The sequence below is a fragment of the Candidatus Methanosphaera massiliense genome (assembly GCF_028890305.1).
Classification (GTDB): domain Archaea; phylum Methanobacteriota; class Methanobacteria; order Methanobacteriales; family Methanobacteriaceae; genus Methanosphaera; species Methanosphaera massiliense.
Window position 1 is genome coordinate 239652 of record NZ_JARBXM010000001.1, and the last position, 19476, is coordinate 259127.

Annotated in this window: 24 protein-coding genes; 12 read left to right on the forward strand and 12 right to left on the reverse strand. The window is 29.8% G+C overall.

Going from position 1 to position 19476, the window contains the following annotated elements; all coding sequences use genetic code 11:
- Positions 1 to 75 precede the first annotated feature (75 nt).
- The 6 genes from OTK55_RS01180 to OTK55_RS01205 all read left to right on the forward strand — a co-directional run bounded on the left by OTK55_RS01180 (position 76) and on the right by OTK55_RS01205 (position 3384).
- Positions 76 to 600, forward strand: a complete 525-nt coding sequence (locus OTK55_RS01180) for a hypothetical protein (protein ID WP_274870087.1) — start codon at positions 76 to 78, stop codon at positions 598 to 600.
- A 25-nt stretch (positions 601 to 625) separates the two neighbouring features.
- The gene (locus tag OTK55_RS01185) at positions 626 to 886 is read left to right on the forward strand and encodes a KEOPS complex subunit Pcc1 (RefSeq protein ID WP_274870088.1); all 261 of its coding nucleotides are present in this window, start codon (positions 626 to 628) and stop codon (positions 884 to 886) included.
- A 106-nt stretch (positions 887 to 992) separates the two neighbouring features.
- Entirely contained in the window at positions 993 to 1337 is a 345-nt protein-coding gene (locus OTK55_RS01190; RefSeq protein ID WP_274870090.1) for a prefoldin subunit beta, read from the forward strand.
- 162 nt (positions 1338 to 1499) lie between these two features.
- Positions 1500 to 1772 carry a DUF3194 domain-containing protein gene (locus tag OTK55_RS01195; RefSeq protein ID WP_274870091.1) on the forward strand — a complete coding sequence of 91 codons (273 nt, stop codon included), beginning with the start codon at positions 1500 to 1502 and terminating at the stop codon, positions 1770 to 1772.
- A 12-nt stretch (positions 1773 to 1784) separates the two neighbouring features.
- On the forward strand, positions 1785 to 2468 hold the full coding sequence (locus OTK55_RS01200) for a HisA/HisF-related TIM barrel protein (RefSeq protein ID WP_274870092.1): 684 nt from the start codon (positions 1785 to 1787) through the stop codon (positions 2466 to 2468).
- 16 nt (positions 2469 to 2484) lie between these two features.
- Positions 2485 to 3384: a PfkB family carbohydrate kinase gene (locus tag OTK55_RS01205; RefSeq protein WP_274870093.1), complete on the forward strand. Its 900-nt coding sequence runs from the start codon at positions 2485 to 2487 to the stop codon at positions 3382 to 3384.
- On the opposite strand, the gene OTK55_RS01210 is transcribed toward OTK55_RS01205, so the two are convergent.
- The 12 genes from OTK55_RS01210 to ftsZ all read right to left on the reverse strand — a co-directional run bounded on the left by OTK55_RS01210 (position 3376) and on the right by ftsZ (position 14238).
- The gene (locus tag OTK55_RS01210) at positions 3376 to 3552 is read right to left on the reverse strand and encodes a hypothetical protein (RefSeq protein ID WP_274870095.1); all 177 of its coding nucleotides are present in this window, start codon (positions 3550 to 3552) and stop codon (positions 3376 to 3378) included. The two genes, OTK55_RS01205 and OTK55_RS01210, sit on opposite strands and share 9 nt — an antisense overlap.
- Before the next feature lie 95 nt (positions 3553 to 3647).
- Positions 3648 to 4328 (reverse strand): TIGR02253 family HAD-type hydrolase, encoded by a 681-nt coding sequence (locus OTK55_RS01215; protein WP_274870096.1) that lies wholly within the window; start codon positions 4326 to 4328, stop codon positions 3648 to 3650.
- A 75-nt stretch (positions 4329 to 4403) separates the two neighbouring features.
- Positions 4404 to 5651 carry a methanogenesis marker 16 metalloprotein gene (locus OTK55_RS01220; RefSeq protein ID WP_274870097.1) on the reverse strand — a complete coding sequence of 416 codons (1248 nt, stop codon included), beginning with the start codon at positions 5649 to 5651 and terminating at the stop codon, positions 4404 to 4406.
- Positions 5652 to 5880: 229 nt separating this feature from the next.
- On the reverse strand, positions 5881 to 8592 hold the full coding sequence (gene alaS / locus OTK55_RS01225) for an alanine--tRNA ligase (RefSeq protein WP_274870099.1): 2712 nt from the start codon (positions 8590 to 8592) through the stop codon (positions 5881 to 5883).
- Between the two features lie 250 nt (positions 8593 to 8842).
- Positions 8843 to 9151 (reverse strand): 50S ribosomal protein P1, encoded by a 309-nt coding sequence (rpl12p, locus tag OTK55_RS01230; protein WP_274870101.1) that lies wholly within the window; start codon positions 9149 to 9151, stop codon positions 8843 to 8845.
- 139 nt (positions 9152 to 9290) lie between these two features.
- Positions 9291 to 10292, reverse strand: coding sequence for a 50S ribosomal protein L10 (locus tag OTK55_RS01235; RefSeq protein WP_274870102.1), 1002 nt, complete (start codon positions 10290 to 10292; stop codon positions 9291 to 9293).
- The gene (locus OTK55_RS01240) at positions 10293 to 10931 is read right to left on the reverse strand and encodes a 50S ribosomal protein L1 (RefSeq protein ID WP_274870103.1); all 639 of its coding nucleotides are present in this window, start codon (positions 10929 to 10931) and stop codon (positions 10293 to 10295) included.
- A 164-nt stretch (positions 10932 to 11095) separates the two neighbouring features.
- Positions 11096 to 11578, reverse strand: coding sequence for a 50S ribosomal protein L11 (locus OTK55_RS01245; protein ID WP_274870104.1), 483 nt, complete (start codon positions 11576 to 11578; stop codon positions 11096 to 11098).
- Positions 11578 to 12021, reverse strand: coding sequence for a transcription elongation factor Spt5 (locus OTK55_RS01250; protein WP_274870105.1), 444 nt, complete (start codon positions 12019 to 12021; stop codon positions 11578 to 11580). The genes OTK55_RS01245 and OTK55_RS01250 overlap by 1 nt, the downstream gene beginning before the upstream one ends.
- A 124-nt stretch (positions 12022 to 12145) precedes the next feature.
- Positions 12146 to 12331 carry a protein translocase SEC61 complex subunit gamma gene (locus OTK55_RS01255; protein WP_274870106.1) on the reverse strand — a complete coding sequence of 62 codons (186 nt, stop codon included), beginning with the start codon at positions 12329 to 12331 and terminating at the stop codon, positions 12146 to 12148.
- Positions 12332 to 12619: 288 nt separating this feature from the next.
- Positions 12620 to 12946, reverse strand: coding sequence for a TIGR04076 family protein (locus OTK55_RS01260; protein WP_274870108.1), 327 nt, complete (start codon positions 12944 to 12946; stop codon positions 12620 to 12622).
- 140 nt (positions 12947 to 13086) lie between these two features.
- A complete protein-coding gene (gene ftsZ, locus OTK55_RS01265) occupies positions 13087 to 14238 on the reverse strand; it encodes a cell division protein FtsZ (protein WP_274870109.1) in 1152 nt (383 codons plus the stop codon).
- A gap of 485 nt (positions 14239 to 14723) precedes the next feature.
- Between ftsZ and comA the strand changes: the two genes are divergently transcribed.
- From comA to larE, 6 genes are all read left to right on the forward strand, one after another.
- Entirely contained in the window at positions 14724 to 15488 is a 765-nt protein-coding gene (gene comA, locus OTK55_RS01270; protein ID WP_274870110.1) for a phosphosulfolactate synthase, read from the forward strand.
- A gap of 77 nt (positions 15489 to 15565) precedes the next feature.
- Positions 15566 to 16399 (forward strand): coenzyme F420-0:L-glutamate ligase, encoded by an 834-nt coding sequence (locus OTK55_RS01275; RefSeq protein ID WP_274870111.1) that lies wholly within the window; start codon positions 15566 to 15568, stop codon positions 16397 to 16399.
- A 278-nt stretch (positions 16400 to 16677) separates the two neighbouring features.
- On the forward strand, positions 16678 to 17217 hold the full coding sequence (gene tfe, locus OTK55_RS01280; RefSeq protein ID WP_274870112.1) for a transcription factor E: 540 nt from the start codon (positions 16678 to 16680) through the stop codon (positions 17215 to 17217).
- A gap of 80 nt (positions 17218 to 17297) precedes the next feature.
- Entirely contained in the window at positions 17298 to 17795 is a 498-nt protein-coding gene (locus tag OTK55_RS01285; RefSeq protein WP_274870113.1) for a TIGR00295 family protein, read from the forward strand.
- Positions 17796 to 17797: 2 nt separating this feature from the next.
- Entirely contained in the window at positions 17798 to 18451 is a 654-nt protein-coding gene (locus OTK55_RS01290) for a TfuA-related McrA-glycine thioamidation protein (protein ID WP_274870115.1), read from the forward strand.
- A gap of 1 nt (position 18452) precedes the next feature.
- Positions 18453 to 19469, forward strand: coding sequence for an ATP-dependent sacrificial sulfur transferase LarE (gene larE / locus OTK55_RS01295; protein ID WP_274870116.1), 1017 nt, complete (start codon positions 18453 to 18455; stop codon positions 19467 to 19469).
- Positions 19470 to 19476: the final 7 nt, after the last annotated feature.

Here is a 19476-nt window from a genome sequence, read left to right on the forward strand (position 1 = left end):
CTGTTTTTCTTTAAGATTAATCAAATTTTATACTTATAAATAGAATACAAAAAGATTAATAATGAGATAATTAACATGATACTAACTACCAATTCTAATTTAGTTATTACAACTAGTAGAAAGCCATCACAGCTTACTAGACGATTTGCACAATTTTTAAAACATTACTTTAACTCTACATACATTAATAGAGGAAAAACCAGTTTTAATAAAGTAGTTAACCAGGCAAGAAATGAAGATTATTCCAAATTACTTGTTATAACTGAAACAAAAGGTAATCCCAGTGCTATAAATATATATGATCTTGAAAGTGACATGAATAATCCATTATATAGTATTTATATAAATGTATCAATACCTCAGGAAAAAAATACTATTAACGTAAATAAAGAGGAAATTACTTTTATCAATAAATCTCAAGCATTAAATGAGTTAAATGAATTCTTCACACCATTAAATCCTACAGATAAAATCAAACAAAACTGTATTATCATAGAGGATAATGATGAGAAAAATAATATTGCATCCATCAAATTCATAGATAAAAAAGGATTAGATGTGAAATATAAAATATATGTTACAGGATATAAAATATTCTAAGAAAAAATAATATTTAGTGATTGAATTGGAAGAAAAGAATATACTAGACAATGTTGAAACTGTATTTACAGTTGAATTCGACACAGAAAGAGATGCTGAAATCATATATAATTCTATTAAGCCAGAAATATCTTTCTCTAGAAATGATAGATCAAAAACTATTATGCATCTTGATAATAATTCAATTATCATAACTATTAAATCAAAGGATGTTGTTAGTCTACGAGCATCTATTAACTCATACGTTCGTTGGATTAATCTATCCACAAAAATATTAAAAATATAAAAAGTAGAATAAAGATATATTATATTATTATAATTTATTAAATAAGAATATATATTATATGTTATTTATTCTAATATAAAAAAAAAAAAACATTAGGTGATTATAAATGGATATACCAGAAAATGTACAAGAACAATTAAATCAATTCCAACAAGTACAACAACAAGCTCAATCTATTGCTATACAAAAACAAAATTTAACATTACAACTCAATGAATCTAAAAAAGCTTTAGATGAATTATCAAAAACTGATGATGATGCTGAAGTATATAAAACAGCTGGTCCTCTACTTATCAAAACAACAAAAGCTGAATCTGAAGCAGATTTAAAAGATAAAATAGAAATGTACGAAATCAGACAAAAAACAATTGACAAACAAGAAAAACGTATAACTAGTAAACTTGAAGAGTTACAATCAAGCCTTCAAACAGCTATGAATCAAATGCAATAAATAGAAGATTAAAAAATTCTTCTATAGAATAATACCCTTTTTTTAAAAAATAATCCTTTGATAAGAAAAAATTTATTATAAAAAAAACTTTTTTTGAAGGATATAATTTTATTTTTATTTTACTATTTTTTGATTATATACTTTTACAGGAGATTATTAGATATGAAAAAACTAACTGATGAAGAAGTAGACGAAATAATCAATTTAGCATACACTACTTCTGCAAACTATATATTAAATTACATGAATAAAAAAGACTTTGAAGATATTGATATTACTATTAATTTAGATACTGGTAATGATAGTTTTGATATTGATATAGATATTAACTTAGATACTGATGCACCACTACCGAATAATTTAGCTGAGAATGCCATTGATGCTAGTATCCATGCGGTTGATGAATACATTGAAAAAAGAAATTCTAATTTATAAGTCTTGATTATTATGATTATTCCTGTGATGGATATTATGAATAATGACTGTGTTAGTGGTAAATCAGGTAACAGGTCTAGTTATACTCATCTCAACAGTGTTTATGGTGATACACCCATAGATATTGCTAAGAATCTTAGAAAAGCAGGTGCTAAAGCATTATATATTGCTGATCTTGATAAGATTGAAAATATGGGGGATAACCTTGAATTAATATCCAGTATAAATAAGATTATTCCTGTTTTATTAGATAGTGGTATATCTGATATTAAGGATATTAGAAATGATGAAAATAAATGTACTTACCCTATATTAGCTACTGAAACTATGGACACTATCGAAGAGACTTATGAAATATTTAAGAACTATGATAGTAATCAATTAGTTTTTAGTATAGATATTAAAAATAACCAGGTTCTATTAAAAAATAATAACATTGAACTTAAGGATATAATTGAATTAATTAATAAAGTAAAACCAAAATATACTATAATACTAAACATATCCCAAGTAGGTACAAAAAAACAGTCCGACACTCAACTAACAGAAAAAATAATAAAACTAACTCCACATACCACACACTTTATAGCTGGTGGATTAACAAACAAAACTATTCATGAATACAAAATGAAGAATATCAATAATTTTCTTGTGGGCACAATACTACATGAGGGAAATTTAGAAAGTAAACTATGACAAGGTGTTCTAAACTATGAAAAAAAAGATACTTACTATAGGTCCTGTTACAAAAGATAAAATCATTACACCACACCATGAATATAACCATATTGGTGGTGCATCATACTACCAGATATGTACATTACATCAATTAAACACATCAACAACTGCAATAATATCCATAGGTGAAAACGATGCAAAAATGATTGATGAATTTCCAGATAAAAAACAAGTAAAAACAATAACATACCCCCAAACAATGGAATACACAAACATTTACAAAGAAAACATGACAAGAACACAGCTAGCAACACTACCACCAAACACGATAACACCCCAAAAAATAGAAAACACCAATATTAATCTAAAAAATTATGGCTACGCAATTCTGTCACCCTTATGCCCCTATGATATTCCACCAGAAACAATAAAATATCTCAAAGAACATGACATAGAAACAATATTATCAGCACAGGGATATCTAAGATCAACAGATTCTCATAATAATGTTATAAGTACAACATGGAAAAATAAGGAAGAATACCTAAAATACACAGATACACTCACATTGGATAACCATGAAATGAAAAAAGCATTTAATCTAGAATCAATAAGTGATGATGAAGTATACAATATAATATCAGAAAATAATTTAAAAACAATAATTATAACAAAAGCAGAACAAGGCTCAGACATATACACAAATAATACTAAAATACACATTCCCGCCATAAAAACTGATAAAAATATTGATCCTACAGGATTAGGCGACACATACATAGCATCATACATATCTAAAAAACAGGATACTGATTCAATATACACTGCAGGCTTATTTGCAGCAATAACAACGAAATATAAAATAGAGACTCGCGGCCCAATAAATGTAAATAAAAAAATAATAGAAAAAGAATTAGAAGAAAGATTAAATTAAAGTAGTCAGTATAGCAAACGGCACAATTACTGCTAAACAGAATAAAATCACACCAACAACTGTAAATAACCTTTTATGATCTAAAACACCTGTTCCTATAAAGTATAATCCTACAATAGCTAAAACTGTTGGAATAATTTCTGAATATAAAATTACTGACTGTACCACTTTATTAACCTCCTCTAATTACTGTTAAATCCCTTATAAAAGTACAAACTATTTATATTTTATGTTATAAGAATTATATACAAGTTACGGATATCTTATAATATTTTCATTAAATCAATTAATGAATTTAATTCAGTTACACTATAATTTGATTCATCAAGAATTTTCTTTTGTTCAGGTGTTAGTTTAGAGTTAATTATCATACTCTGTATACCTGCTTTACATGCACCAAGAATATCCACTTCAAAATTATTACCTATCATCAATGAAGTACCTGCTGTAACATTCAATCTATCCATTGCTATTTTAAATATTTCAGGGTCTGGTTTTTCTACACCTGCAGCCTCTGATGTTACAACATCGTCAAAGAATGGATATACTCCAAGACGTACTAATTTTTCCCACTGTTTATTTTCTTTACCATTAGTGATTAATCCAACTTTATAACCCTTACTTTTCAAGTATAATAATATGGAAAATGATTCTGGTTCTAATTTTAACATTGCAAACTTGGTGTTGTGATATGTGATTATACCATTCACAATAATTAACGGATCTTCATCCCCATTAATCTCTTTTGTTAAAATATTAAAGTGTTTATCATAGTTAGAACCTTTTTCTTTAACAATCTCCATTAGACAATCGTATCCTTCATCTTCGGTACATTTAAGTCCATTATGTACCATGGACTTTACTGCAGCTCTACGTGCAATTGCAGCAAAACCTGAAGTATCGTATAGTGTATCGTCCATGTCAAAAAATACTGCTTTAATCATATGTAATATATTTTTATTTCAATTTATTTATATGTAAAGAAAGTTTTATGAAAAAAAGATAAAGGAAAGAGAAATTTATAATTTGAAAGAACCATCTAAAATGTCTTTCTTAAGTTCTTCTGATATGTCCATACCACGTTTTTTATCGGATTGACGACAAGTTACTGGTATTGTTTTCTCTTTACCATCAGCTTCAAATGTTACACTACCCATATTTATGCTTGGAACACCTCTAGGACATACTGTAGCACAATAACCACAGCCATAACATAAGTCAGGGTCTATTGTTTTATCTTTCTTATATGCATGTACTGGGCAGTATATTTCTGGAAGACATGGAATACAGTTAAAACAACTGTCTGGGTCAACTGTTGGTCTAAGATCTGCACCATCCCACATGGTATAATCAACAGTATCTATTGGTAAATGTCTACCATGAATATCAGCTAATGGCAATGGAATATCTTTATTTAATACCTTTAAGTTTTCTAATATTTCTTCATTAAGTACTGGTATTGGTATTGCTACTGAATCAAATACTTCTGGACCTAGACCTGTTTTAAAACCACCAACATAATATGAATTCATATCCTTAATATTAGCTGTTAGTAATAAGTTAGGTTTTTCAGGATTACTTCTTGTACCATTATCAATAATCACTCCCTCCGCACCATTTAATAATATTTTTGTACCTGGTGTGATTACTTTCTGTTCTGGGTCATTCTGTAATGGGTTTATATCCCCACATCCAGAGAAGGAATAGGAATTATATGGTCCTTCCATTGGTGAAACATTGAAGATTGATTTTTGTGCCTTGGCTTGTGGATTTGTGAAAGAATTATAGTTTTTAAATGCCATTCTTGTTCCAATCATACGTGCTGTATTCATTTCATCAAGGGTTACTTCTTTAGTAAATTCATTACCTTCTAAGTCAATAACTTTTACTTCTACAGCTTTACCATTGATAAGATCCTTAATAAGAAATCCGCCACCATAATCCTCAATGGTCTGACTATGATTTGTTCCATATAATATTACATCAACAGAGCCTAGTAATTCATTAGGACATGGTCCTGGATATGCTGGTATTCCATTAATGTATACTTCTTTTGCTTTAGTAAATGCTCCCGGTTCAGTAATTTGCATGTGGAATAGTGCTGCTGTACCAGACATAACACCACTAGTACCACATGTTACAACATCCACATCATCCACTGTAACTTCTTCACCATCACGTAGTTTTGTTTTTAATTCTTCTGCTGTAAGGACTACTGCATCTCCAGAATCTAATTTTTTCTGGATATCCTCTATTGTTTTTGCCATATTAACACTCCTTATGTTCTGTTATTAAATTAGCATACTGTTATCTTATAAAAAAAATAATAATTAAATTAATTTGTATCAATCCTGCTAAAATCCTATTTTTAACAGTGAAAATATGATATGTTACTTTAATAAATTGATATCATCATGTTATCTTATATTAAACATTCTTAAAAAAATTATAGGAAAAAAAGTAGTGTTGGAAACGATTATTGAAATAGAATTTCTCTTAGTTCCAACTTTTTATTTGATTTTTAATCTCATTAAAAGCTTCATCTTGTTTATCAAGATTGGTCATTTTAGCACCTTGTGCTAGTGTAGGTTTTCCTCCACCTCTACCTCCAAGGAATTTACCAATATCCATGATAACATCGCCCATTTTCATACCGTTATCTAGTATTTTTTCATTAGATGAAGCTACAATATTACCCTCATTATTTAGTAATATAGCTAAATCGGCTATTTTATCTTTTTCAACTAAGTTAATTGCTATTTCTCTTAGTTGTCCTGGGTTAACTGATAGTACCTGTGTTATTACATTGTAACCATTAATATCTTCTACCTCATCTTTTAATGAGGATATTTTTGCTTCAGCTAGTTGTTTTTCTAGTGATTTAATGGTTTTTTGTTGTTCTTTCCATTCATTGAAGAATCTGTCACAAGTTTTTGGTAGTTGTTCTGGGTCGACTCCGAATACATCACTACTTTCTCTTATTATATCATCGTCTTCTTGTATTTTCTTAATACCTGAATCTGATACAGCATATTCTAGTCTTTCAACACCATCCTGTACTCTTTCAGTTCTTAGTAATTTAATTACTCCAACATCACCAGTTTTCTCACAATGAGTACCTGCACAGGCTTCTACGTCTACTCCTGGTATTTCTACTACTCTTATATTTTTACCTGGAACTATACCTCCCTGGTATAATCTGAAGCCATATTTACGTTCTGCATCTGTTCTGTCATACCATTGTATATTAACAGGAATGTTTGATTGTACTCTTTGATTTGCAAGTTTTTCTATTTCCTGTAATTCTTCGTGGCTTATACGTTTATAGTGTGATAAGTCGATTCTTGATTTATCCACACCTTTTTGTGCTCCTGCCTGCCAGATATGTTTTCCTAATACTTTTCTTGCGGAGGATATTACTAGGTGTGTTGCTGTATGGTTTCTTGTTAAAAGGTCTCTGCGTAGTGCATCGATTTCTCCAGTGATTTCTTCACCAGTTATTCCATCTAATTTTGATACATCGTCATCTGCTACTTGATGTAATACTACGTCATTAACTTTCTCTGCGTAGATTATGTTTAGTTCTGTTCCATCAGCTCTTGTTATTGTTCCTTCATCAGATGGTTGTCCTCCACCTTCTGGGTAGTATATTGTTTGGTCTAGAACTATTTTATTTGAATCTACTACTCCTAGTACTTTTGCTTGGAATGTTCTCTGTTTAAGGTCATCGTAGAATGATAGTTTTGTTGGTGGGTAATCTAGTTCTACTTGTTCTTTTTCTTCTTCCTCTTCTTCTTCGTGTGCTGCTGCTATTTGTGTATAGAAATTATCAGGTATGTTAGCTTCAAAGGCATTTTCTTTGGATATTTCTTCTACTGTTTCTGGTGGTATACCATGTGAATCATAGAATTGTATTAGCATGTCTGTTGGGAAGGATGTTTTATTTTGTTTTTTGAGAGTTTTGATAGATCTTTTTACTAGATTTCTTCCCTTTTGGAGTGTTGTGTTGTATCTTTCTTCTTCTAAATCTGTAATGTTAATTATGTGTTCTTTGTTATCTTTGATTTCAGGGTATGTTTTTGATAAGTAGTCTACTTGCATTTTCATTATGTCTGATAATGATTCATTTAAGCCTAATTCTTTCATGTATTTTACTGTACGTCTTAATACTAGTCTTGCTAGGTATCCTTCTTTTACATTTGATGGTATGATTCCATCTGCTAACATGAAACTTAAGCATCTTGTGTGATCTGCGACTATGTATATTGCTTCCATTGGTGCTGTTGCTTTTTTAAGTACATCTGAGTCTAAAGATAATTTATTTGCTACTTTTTTACGTAGTAATTTTAAATCTGATATATCCTCAATATCCATCATACCAGCAATTCGTGCATTTTCTGATAAGATTTCTTTATCTAATTCTACTCCACTAATATCAGTTAGTTGGTCAATCATAGGTCCAAAAGTTGCATCATATGCTGTTGGTGTTCCTTGGCTTACCCATGCAATTCTTTCTAGACCATAACCCGTATCTACAATTTTTAATGGAATTTCTTTAAGACCCTCTTTTGTTGTAGCATATTGAATGAAAACTAATGTTGCAAGTTCTACACCATATGCACATATTTCAAATGAAGGTCCTTCATTTCCTCCACCTTTCCACCATGATTCAATATAAGTAATTTCTTCAGGATTTATTCCGATACTTACAAGGAATTCATGACAATATCTTAGAGTCTCATCTTTCCAGTATACTGGATTATCTTCAGTATTAAATGCGTGGTGAGCACCCATAGTGAAACATGTCATATGTCTTCCAGTTCTTCCTACATTATCTACATCATTTAATCTAATTGATGGTTGTGCTATTGTAAGTGGATTTGCTGGAGGTTTAACCATACCACTAGTTACCCATGGCTGGAAGTCGTAAATTGTTGCTCCTACAAGAAATACATCATTTCTCCATCTTTTTGCTAAAACAGGATACCTGTTTATTGGAGTATGACCATGATCTTTAAAGAAACCTTTAAATTTCTTTTGTATTCCCATTAAATCATATTGTTTATCTGTCACTGGATTTCCAATAAATTCATATTCATCACATGGAGCGTCTCCACATGTTGCTCTTTCACGAATAGACCAGAAAGTATTTCCACATTTTTGACAGACTTGTTTCTTATATCCTAATTGTTCAAGTTCATAAGTCATAAAATACTCACTTAGTTAATTTATTTAAAAATATTATTCTTCAATAATAAACATTACAAAAATAATAAGGTAATTTTAATTATTCAGTATATAAAACTTTATGTTTTTTATTATATAAAAAAGTAGTACATTCAGGATATGAAAAACATTTAAAAAAAAAAAGATATCTAGAAAAATAGAATTTTAATTAATTTAGAATAAGAAAATATTGTTATAATAAAAAAAAGATTAAAAGAAAAGGATAATGCACTTATCCGAAAAGTGCACCTAATCCAGCTGCAGCTGCTGCTTCAGCTTCTTCTTCGTCATCTTCTTCTTCAGCAGGAGCTTCTTCTTCTGCTTCTTCTTCAGAAGGTGCTGCAGCTGCTGCTGCAGGAGCTGCTACTGCTGCTGTAGCGATTGCTTCTTCAATATCTACATCTTCTAATGATGCGATTAAAGCTTTTACTCTAGCATCGTCTACTTCTACTCCAGCTGCGGATAATACAGCTGTAACGTTTTCTTCATTAATGTCTTTTTCTGCTGCGTTTAATAATAATGCTGCGTATACGTATTCCATGTTAATACACCTTTGTTATTTTTTCTATATTTTATATTGTAATTAATACAATTTTTCATATTTTAATCTTTTTTTATAAGTTAATCCCAAATTGCTTTTGAGATTAGTGATTTTCCGTTATTTACTAGTAGCCTTCCAATTATCCGAAGAGAGCGCCAAGACCTACTGCTGCAGCTTCTTCTGCAGCTTCTTCCTCTTCTTCAGGTTCTTCTTCAGGTTCTTCTGTATTATCTTCTGCAGGGGTTGTAGCTGCTGCTGCTTGTGAACTTAATTTTTCACTAAGTTCGTCATCTAATGCATCAGCTGATAATTTACCTGCTAGAGCTAACATTTGTAAGTAAGCTTTAGATAATATTTTATCAGTTGTTTCAGAAGTTAATATATTAGCATTTAATGCTAAGTTTAATGCGTCTCTTGCTGCTTTCTGTACTATTACAGGAGCAGATTCGCTGTTGTATATACCTGCAAATACTGCTAAGTTAATAGCATTTTGATGTGCTGTTTGAATTGTTTGAATAGTTTCCTCTTCATCAATTTCAAGAACATCTGCAGTATATATTGTATCTCCTTCACAAACTGCTAGTAGATCTATTCCCACTTCCATTGGATGAATTTCGAGTTTTGTTAAGATATCTGCAACGTCTTTTGAAATTTCGTCTCCTTCTTCAACAACAACTGCGTCATCGGTTACAACAATTTTTCCTTTATCTATTTTTGCAGGAATTCCTGCTTGTTGTAATTCACCAAGAATTGGACCTGGTGGGAAAGATGTATCTCCTGCTGGAACTACGATATCAGCTGGAGCAATACTTCCAGCTTTTGCTGGAGCTTCCGTTTTACTATCTTCTAAGATTTTAAATAGTTTGAAAGGATTTGTTTCTGTGAAGACCATTGCTGGTTGACCATCAATGTAATCTACTAGACCTTTTAAGTTTTCGTTGTCAGCGTTTTCTAAAGCAAGTTTAATGAAATTTTTACGTGACATTTTTATAACTGCTTTACCGTATAAAGATTTTCTCATTGTTTGTAATTGAGGTGCTGGGATATCAGCTAAGTTTACAATACCAATGATTTCATGATCTTTTGTTAAGTCTTCTAACTCTGCAACTTTTTCTTTCTTCCAATCTGCAACATGATGCATCTAAATCACCCTCGTTACAGGTCCCATTGTAGTTTTTAAATACATTGCTCTAATCTGTTTAGAACCATTTTCTAAGTTACGATCAAGAACATCCATTATAGCATCGATATTTTCAGCAATTTCTTGCTCAGACATATTTTCTGATCCTACAATAGATTGTATTATAGGTTGGTCTTTCACTCTTATTTTTATTGTACTTCTTAATCTACCTAATATGACATTTGGATCAGCACTTGCTGGAATTGGTTTAGGCATTTTTTTCCTTGGTCCTAATACAGGTCCTAGGAATCTACCAACTGTTGGCATTAAATCTGTTTGTGCTACAAAGAAATCATAGGAGTTAGCCATTTTTTTAGCTTGAGGTCTGTTTTTACCTAATTCTTCTAATTTTTCTTTGTTGATAACAAGATCTGCGCCTGCTTGTTCTGCTTGGTATGCTAATTCACCTTCAGCAATGAATGCGATTTTAACATCTTTTCCACGTCCATTAGGGAGAAGCACTTCTTCATCTATACGGTTTTCCGGTTTATTTATGTCTAAATCGTTGATGGTTATGACCACATCTATAGACTGTGTGAAGTTTCTCGGTTTAGCTTCTTCTTTAACCTTCTTCACTGCTTCTTCAATTGCTTGTGTCATCTAATTTCCTCCAAAGAACTGGATTTAATTAATTCAAATCAAGTTCAACGTGTAAAATAATATGTACAATGTACATTGTATAAAATTTTTATATTAAAAGCCTAATCGTATTGATTAATATAATATGATAGTTACTTTATGAAATTTGATTATTTGGAAAGTATTTATTGTTCAAATACTTCGTCATAATCTCCATTATCGATATCTTTTTGGGTTTCACGTCCATCTTTTCCTTCAACGTTAATTCCCATACTTACACATGTACCGACTACTTCTTTTGTTGCGTGTTTGTAATCGTTTGCAAGTAAATCATCGAATTTCATTCTAGCAACTTTAAATGCTTGTTCAACTGTGAAATCAGCTGCTACTTCTGTACCTGGCTCATGTGAACCACTTGCAATACCTAATTCATCAAGAATTAGAGCTGTTGTAGGTGGTGTACCTATGGATATTTCGAATTCTTTTGTATCCATATCAGCAGTTATTTTTACAGGTACTTTCATACCATTGAAATCAGCGGTTTTATTGTTGATTTCTTCAACAACTTGCATCATATTAATACCTAATGGACCTATAGCTGGACCTAATGGTGGTCCTGGTGTGGCTTTTCCACCTTCCACTAGGATTTCAATAGTTTGACTAGCCACTATTCAGCCTCCCTTTGTATTAATCTGATTTGGTCACCCTTTACTGTGACAGGTATTGGAACTGCTGCTTCGATTAATTCCAATACTACATCTTCTTTAGCTTCATCAATTCTTACCACTTTAGCTTTTTCGCCTTTGAATGGTCCTGAAGTTAATTCAACAATGCTACCTTTTGAAACATTAGCCATTGCGGGTTCAGGATTTAAGAATGCTTTAAGCTCATCGAAATCCACGTCACCTTCGACTAAACCTCTCAAATTAGGAACTTTTAGTGCAGGATGCCTCATATCTAATGCCTTATCTGATTCAACAAAAATGTAACCTTGCATGGATTCTGGAGATAATATCGCAGAAATCCCTGTGTCTTCATGTTTAACACTTTGTGCTAATAAAGCGGCTACTGTTTTTTCTTGTCCTATAAGTACTCTCATTGCGTAAAACATATTTTCACTTTTCAATCATTGTTTTAAAAGATATTATTTCTTTTATTCATTATTACTCTTAAATATTATAAAAAATAATATTTTGATTTTAATTTATTATTCTCTTTAGTTTCTAAAAAACAATCTATGAATAGAATAATACTTGTGATAATAATGAAATCACGAATCCTATCAAACCTATAACAATAATTCCTAAACCGGTAACTTTTGCTACGGTTTTGTATTCTTCGTTATCTGGCTTTTTGGAAACTCGTAAAACTCTTTCACATTGTTTTAAAAAACCACGTATTGATTCTTTGTTTATATTCATATTACTACCTGCATTTAAAATTCTAAAAATGAGAAAATTTAAAACCTAAGATAGGGATCATATATAATTTATTAATCTCACTATTAATAAAGCTTTTTATTATAGGGTTATGATACTTTTTTTAAGTAATTGTTCTTATCCTTTTTTAGCATCATATATCATCATTTTATTAACCCATGAATTTTTTAATAAATATACAGGTAGTTCTGATTTAATTAATGTATATTTGAAAGTTATGTTTAAAATTAATAATAAAAAAAATATTATAGGTTAAATACATTATTTTGTTTATGGTTTAGATTCAATATCTGTTTTTTCTAATTTGAAAATTACTGGTCTTAAACCATCATTACAACAGACAATTGCAACACCAGGCTCTTTTATCCAATCATTATAATAAAATAGGCCTTCACCGGCTCCATGTGCAAGTGCAAATACATACTGATATATTGCCTTCCATGCTTCATCACAGAATCCGTCAGGCTTAGCGTAATCTGCATAGAAAACATCGCCTTCATTTAGCATAGGACATGTTGTGAAATTGTCAATTCCATATTCTTCAGCTAAATCTTCTTGTAATGTTGTTTTTAAAACAGTTATTTTGACTATATTCATGTAAATCCCCGTTAATTTTGGATATAATTTTGTTTATAGAATAGAATAAATATATTTTTTCTCTAAATATAGTATATTAATAATAAAAAATAGGAATTAAAAAAAAAAGTTAAATGTGATTTATTTAGATAATTACTTATCTAAAATACATCATCAATAAATCCTTCTAAGTCAGTGTCAGGTGTTGATGTTTCTTCTCCACGAGCTTTTTCTTTGTATGAATCATCTGTACCCATAATAGATGGAGAACTTACACCTGCAACAACAATTGTAGTTCTGACTGTACTTGCAAGATCATCTTGTATTTGTGTACCCCAAATGATGTTTGCTTCAGGGTCAAGTTCATCTGCTACAATTTGTACTATTTTTTCAGCTTCATTTAATGTTAAATCACTGCTACCTGTTATGTTAACAAGAGCACTTTTAGCATTAGATATGTCTAAGTCAAGTAATGGGCTGTTAAGAGCTTCATTTACTGATTCTATTGCTCTATCACCAGTATCGGATTCACCCATACCAATCATTGCCATTCCACTGTCTTCCATTACACTTTTAATATCTGCAAAGTCTAAACTTACTAATCCTGGTTTTGTAATTAATTCAGTTATGCCTTTTACAGCCCTACCTAATAATTCATCAGAAACCATGAATGCTTTGTTGATTGGTAAACTTGGTGCTACTTCTAAGAGTTTATCGTTAGGAATTACAAGTACTGTGTCTGCTGCTTCTTGAAGTTTTTCAAGCCCTATTTCTGCATTTTCTCTTCTTTTAATCCCTTCTGCACTGAATGGCATTGTTACTACAGCAATTGTTAATGCACCTGTTTTTTGTGCAATTTTACTAATTACTGGTGCTGATCCTGTTCCTGTTCCTCCTCCGAGTCCACAGGTTACAAATACCATGTCTGCACCATCTATTTTACTTTTTATTTGTTCTTCACTTTCTTCAGCACTAGCTTCTCCAACTGATGGAATTCCACCTGCACCTAATCCACCACAGGTTTCTTTTCCAATTAATATTTTGTCATTTGATTTACAGAAAAATAAATCTTGTGCATCTGTGTTTACGGATATTGTTTCAGCACCTTCAATACCAATTTCACCTAGACGTGAGATTGTATTATTTCCTGCTCCACCAGCACCTATAACATATATTTTTGCTCTGCTTTGATTTATAATGTCTACTAATTCTTGGTTAATATCATCTACACTAGAATTGTTGACATTAGGTCTTTCTGTTGTAGTATTAGCTTTTGAATCATTTTTTAAGCTATCATTTATTAGAGATTTCACTTAACACCCTCACTATTATGTTGTGTTGATAACAGTTATCTTATATAATTTATATTTATTATCTTATATTTATTAATCGAATTATTATAAATTACATGTCTTTAGGATAATAGTATAAAAAACTATGTTTAGTTTATTATGTAATTTCTGATATTTTTATGAATTATGAATACTTGAGTGGGTATTATATACGTAACCAAGATATTTTTATAACATAATTTCCAATATAATCGACAAATATTAAATTTAAGATAGTTTTGTTTAAAATAACAAACTTTATATTATTATATTTGTATGTTTTACAAAATATATAAACTTTAAAACCATGAAACTATATTGTTACTAATTATTTTTTATAAAAGTATTTATTTTAAATTTTTATAATACTTCCACATAAATTTATAATAATTAATAAATTTTATAAATAATATAATTATATTAAGACAATATAATTCTCTTAAGTAATTATAATAGAAGAAGATAATATGAAAGCGTTTGAATTTTTAGATGAAATAGGAACTGTTAATACACATACTATGGTTTTAGATAAAGGATTAGGATATGCATATGTTGAAGATGCATTGAAGATTACTGGTGAATACTTTGATTTACTAAAATATGGTTGGGGTACATCTATATTATACGATACTGAAATAATCAAAGCTAAAAATGAATTATATCATTCATATGACATAAAAACATACACTGGTGGAACACTCTTTGAACTTGCAAATAAACAAAATAAACTTGGCGAATACTTCGAAGAGTTAGATAACTTAGGATTTGACGCTGTTGAAGTTTCTGACGGATCCACAGTAATTGACCCAGATATCAGAGAAAATGCAATTAAACAAGCCAAAGAAAATGGTTTCTACACTCTCTCCGAGATTGGTAAAAAGAATCCTGAAAAAGACCATGCATACACTACAGAACAACGTATTGAATTAATCAATAAAGACATATCTAATGGATCAGACATGGTTATTATTGAAGGAAGAGAAAGTGGAAAGAATATTGGAATCTATGATGAAAAAGGTAATGTTAAAACTGATGAAATGACTCAAATTCATGAAAACACACCTAATGAAAAAGTATTATGGGAAGCTCCACAGAAAAACCAACAAGTTGAATTAATATTAAAACTTGGTAATAATGTAAATCTTGGAAATATTAATTCAAATGAAATAATTTCCCTAGAAACACTACGTCGTGGACTAAGAGGAGACACACTAGGAAAAATACAGAAGTAACATTATTAATAGTATAACCACTTAACCTCCCTTTACTTCTTATCTTTTTATTAATTTTATTTTTCGAGTTAGAAATTATGAACTACAAAACAATACCTATAAAAACAGAATATATTCAGCCTGGTGAAGGTTACGATAAATTAGTTAAAAACATAGCTTCATCTTGTCAGGATAATGATTATATTATTATTAGTGAAACACCTATTTCTACAGCTGAAGGTAATTTACTTAATGAAACTGAGTATAAACCAGGTATTTTAGCTTATTTACTAACAGAATTATGGAGTAAATATTTATGGGGTTATATTCTATGTCCTCTTCTAGGTTACAAACAAAGAACAATAAAGAATCTTAGAAGAATGCCCTCTGAAGCCCGTAATCATAAACAATTAATATTAGAAGAGTATGGACTAAAATATGCACTTCAACCTACTGCAGAGGCTGGTGTTGATTTAAGTAATGTTCCTGGCCAATATGTTTCACCATTACCAGTTAATCCATCAGCAAGTGCCCGTACTATTAAGAATGAAGTTAAACAAATAGCAGGTAAAGATGTTCATATAATAATAATTGATACAGATGCAACATACACATTTCATGATAAAAAATTCACTACATTACCCCAATCTATTAATAGTATACATAATGGTACTGGAGTGTTTGGATATATTTTAAGAAGATTCTCAGAAAAGTTAGGTCCGACAATTCTTGCTTCAACAATTGATTGTGATACCGATAAACTAATAAAACTTGGTAATATCGCAGAAAAATGTCAAGTTGATAATAGTGAAAACTTCTTTGAAACAATATATAATATGAAGTCTGTTTTTAACACAGATTATGATAATATCACTATAAACATGCTAAATACAGTTACCCATATTCCATGCGTCATAATACGATTTGAATAACTATTTATAATAAGAAATAACATAATAATATATTAGTAATCTATGAACATTTGCAATAATGTTGAAATGATAATTACATAAACTCGATGAGAATACGAAAAATATTATTTTATTAAAAGTTGAATCATGAAGTGAAATAATACACTTTTTTATTACAGAGAACTTATCATAGACTAATAAGATATGACAAATATTTGATATAATTATTATAACCATTTTATTATATTAACGATTTCATGCAATGTTTATTGCTAGATAAATAAAAGAGAGAGAAGAGAATGGCAAAGAAAAAGATTGAATATAAATTTGATTATGATTCTAAATTCTTGAATGAACACAACGTCAAAAAATTAGCATATGAACTAAGCCATGACGCTGATAACAGTGAAAAGATATTAGACTGTTTATTTACTGCTGAAGCTACTGATGAACAAATAGCTGAAGCTACAGGTATTAAACTAAATGTTGTTAGAAGAATATTATACAAGTTCTTTGATGCTGGTATGGCAAATTATACAAGGAAAAAAGACCCAGAAACACAATGGTTCACATATTATTGGAGATTTGATTCTAGAAAAGCTGCACAACTACTAGAAAAAGAATATAATCAGCATAACAAGGAAATTAAAGATTCATTAGATTATGAAGAGAATAACATGTTCTTTGTATGTCCAAATGGTTGCAGATACCCATTTGATGAGGCTGCTGAATACCAATTTGTATGTCCAAGATGTAATGAAAAATTAGAATACAAAGACAATACGGACATAATTAATGATCTTAAAAAATTAGAATCATCATATACTATAAATGAATAACTAAACACCCCAAAAAAACTTTTTTTTATTTAACTATTTTTAAAATATTATTATCATATAACTAATGGAGCTAAATTAATATGTCAAAAGTAGACAAGTTAATAAAAAACGTTTATAAAGAATTAGAATGTTCTGAATACATTATTGATCATTCCAATACTGTATATAAAAGAACAAAAGATATTACAAAATATTATAATAATGTTGACAAAGATTTGATTAAAGCTGGTGCTAAACTTCATGACGTCGGCAGAACTGTAACTAATGGTATAAAACATGCATATATTGGGGCAGACCTGCTAAGAGACCTGGACGTTGATGAAAAAATATGTAAAATTACTGAGCGTCATATTGGTGCTGGTATAAGTGCCAAAGAAGCAAAAGATTTAGGATTACCTGATAGAAAATATATTCCTAAAACTTTAGAAGAGAAAATTGTTGCACATGCTGATAATTTAGTTCATGGAGTTAAATTTGTTGATATAGACTTTGTGATTAAGAAATGGACAAAAAAAGGAATGTCACAGGAGTCTATAGATAGACTTATAAAATTAGATAATGAACTTATGAATAGATGATTATGATGAATATTGTAATATATACTGGACTATCAATATCATTTAATGAAGCTAAATCTATACTTGATGCTGATTATCGTCCACCAGTTAAAAGAGGAGATATTTACAGGTTACTGGAAGAAAATGATGATATTGATGTTATAGGTATAATTGATGGTGTATTTCATCAAAGTCCTGCTGTGGCTCATAAAGAGATATTAAAAGCTCTTAAGGAAGACATTACTGTTGTTGGTGGAGCTAGTATGGGTGCTCTTAGAGCATGTGAATTATATCCTTTTGGAATGATTGGTGTTGGTAATATCTTTAATGATTATAAAACGGGTGTTATTGATTCTGATGATGATGTTGCTGTTGCTCTTAATCCTGATACTTTAGAACAAATGTCTGAATCATGGATCAATATTAAATATAACTTGGATTTAGCTAAGGAATCTAGGATTATTACTGGTGATGATGAGAAAGAATTATTATCTATTGCTAAAGATACTTATTATCCTAAACGTTCTTTTGAATATACTTTTAAAAAATCTAGTTTATCCCCTGAAAAAATAACACCGTTAACTAATTATATTAATACAAATAAATTTGATATTAAACACGATGACGCTAAAAAAGTTATAGAATACATTAAAAAAATAAACGAAAAAAATGAGTAATATGAAAACAGAACAAAAAATAAAAAAACTAGAAGATTATTTAAAGAATAAAAAATGTGTACTAGCATTTAGTGCAGGATCAGACAGTACACTCCTAGCATATATCCTATCAAAGGTAAGTCCAAACTCACTACTAGCAACAATAGACAACAATATGATGCCAAGAGAATTTATAGGATATACTGAGAAAAAAGCAGAAAAACTAGGATTAAATCACAAAGTAATCAAAATAAACTTCCTAGAAGACCCTGAATTCATATCAAACAATCCTGAAAGATGCTATAACTGTAGAAAAATAATGTACAAGAACATACAAGATTTACCAGAATTCAATGAATATGATTATTTCCTAGAAGGAACAAATTTAACAGATTTATTAGAAGATAGACCAGGTATACTCGTACGAAAACAATATAATATGACAAGTCCATTAATAGAATGCGAAATAACAAAAGATGATGTATACGAAATGATTGACTACTTAAATCTTGAATATTCTAACAATACAACATGCTTAGCAACAAGAATAAAAACAAATGAAAATGTTAATCAAGAAAAACTAGACCTGGTTTATGAAGCAGAAGAACTAGTAAAAAAATATATAAAACAAGAAAATATAAGAGTCAGATTTGATAATTACACTGCTACAATATCTGTGGATAACCCTCTAGACATACTTGAACCAGCACTATTAAAAACATTAAGAGACAAGCTACAAAACATGGGATTTAAAAAAGTATGTCTTGATATAACAGGATATTCTAAAACAAATCTCACATTTAAAATTGACGAGGATAACACCTATTATTACATATTACCATATACAATAAATTTAGAAAAAACCTATGATAATATAAAAGAAGACCCTAACATAAATAAAAACACTAGTAAAAATGAAACAAAAATACAGTATGGTGACGTTACAATAAATAAAAATGGAAAAGTCAATATATCACCATCAGATAACGTTACTAGTAAATTTAATAAAGTATTGACTAAAATTGAACGAGACCTATAGAATATAA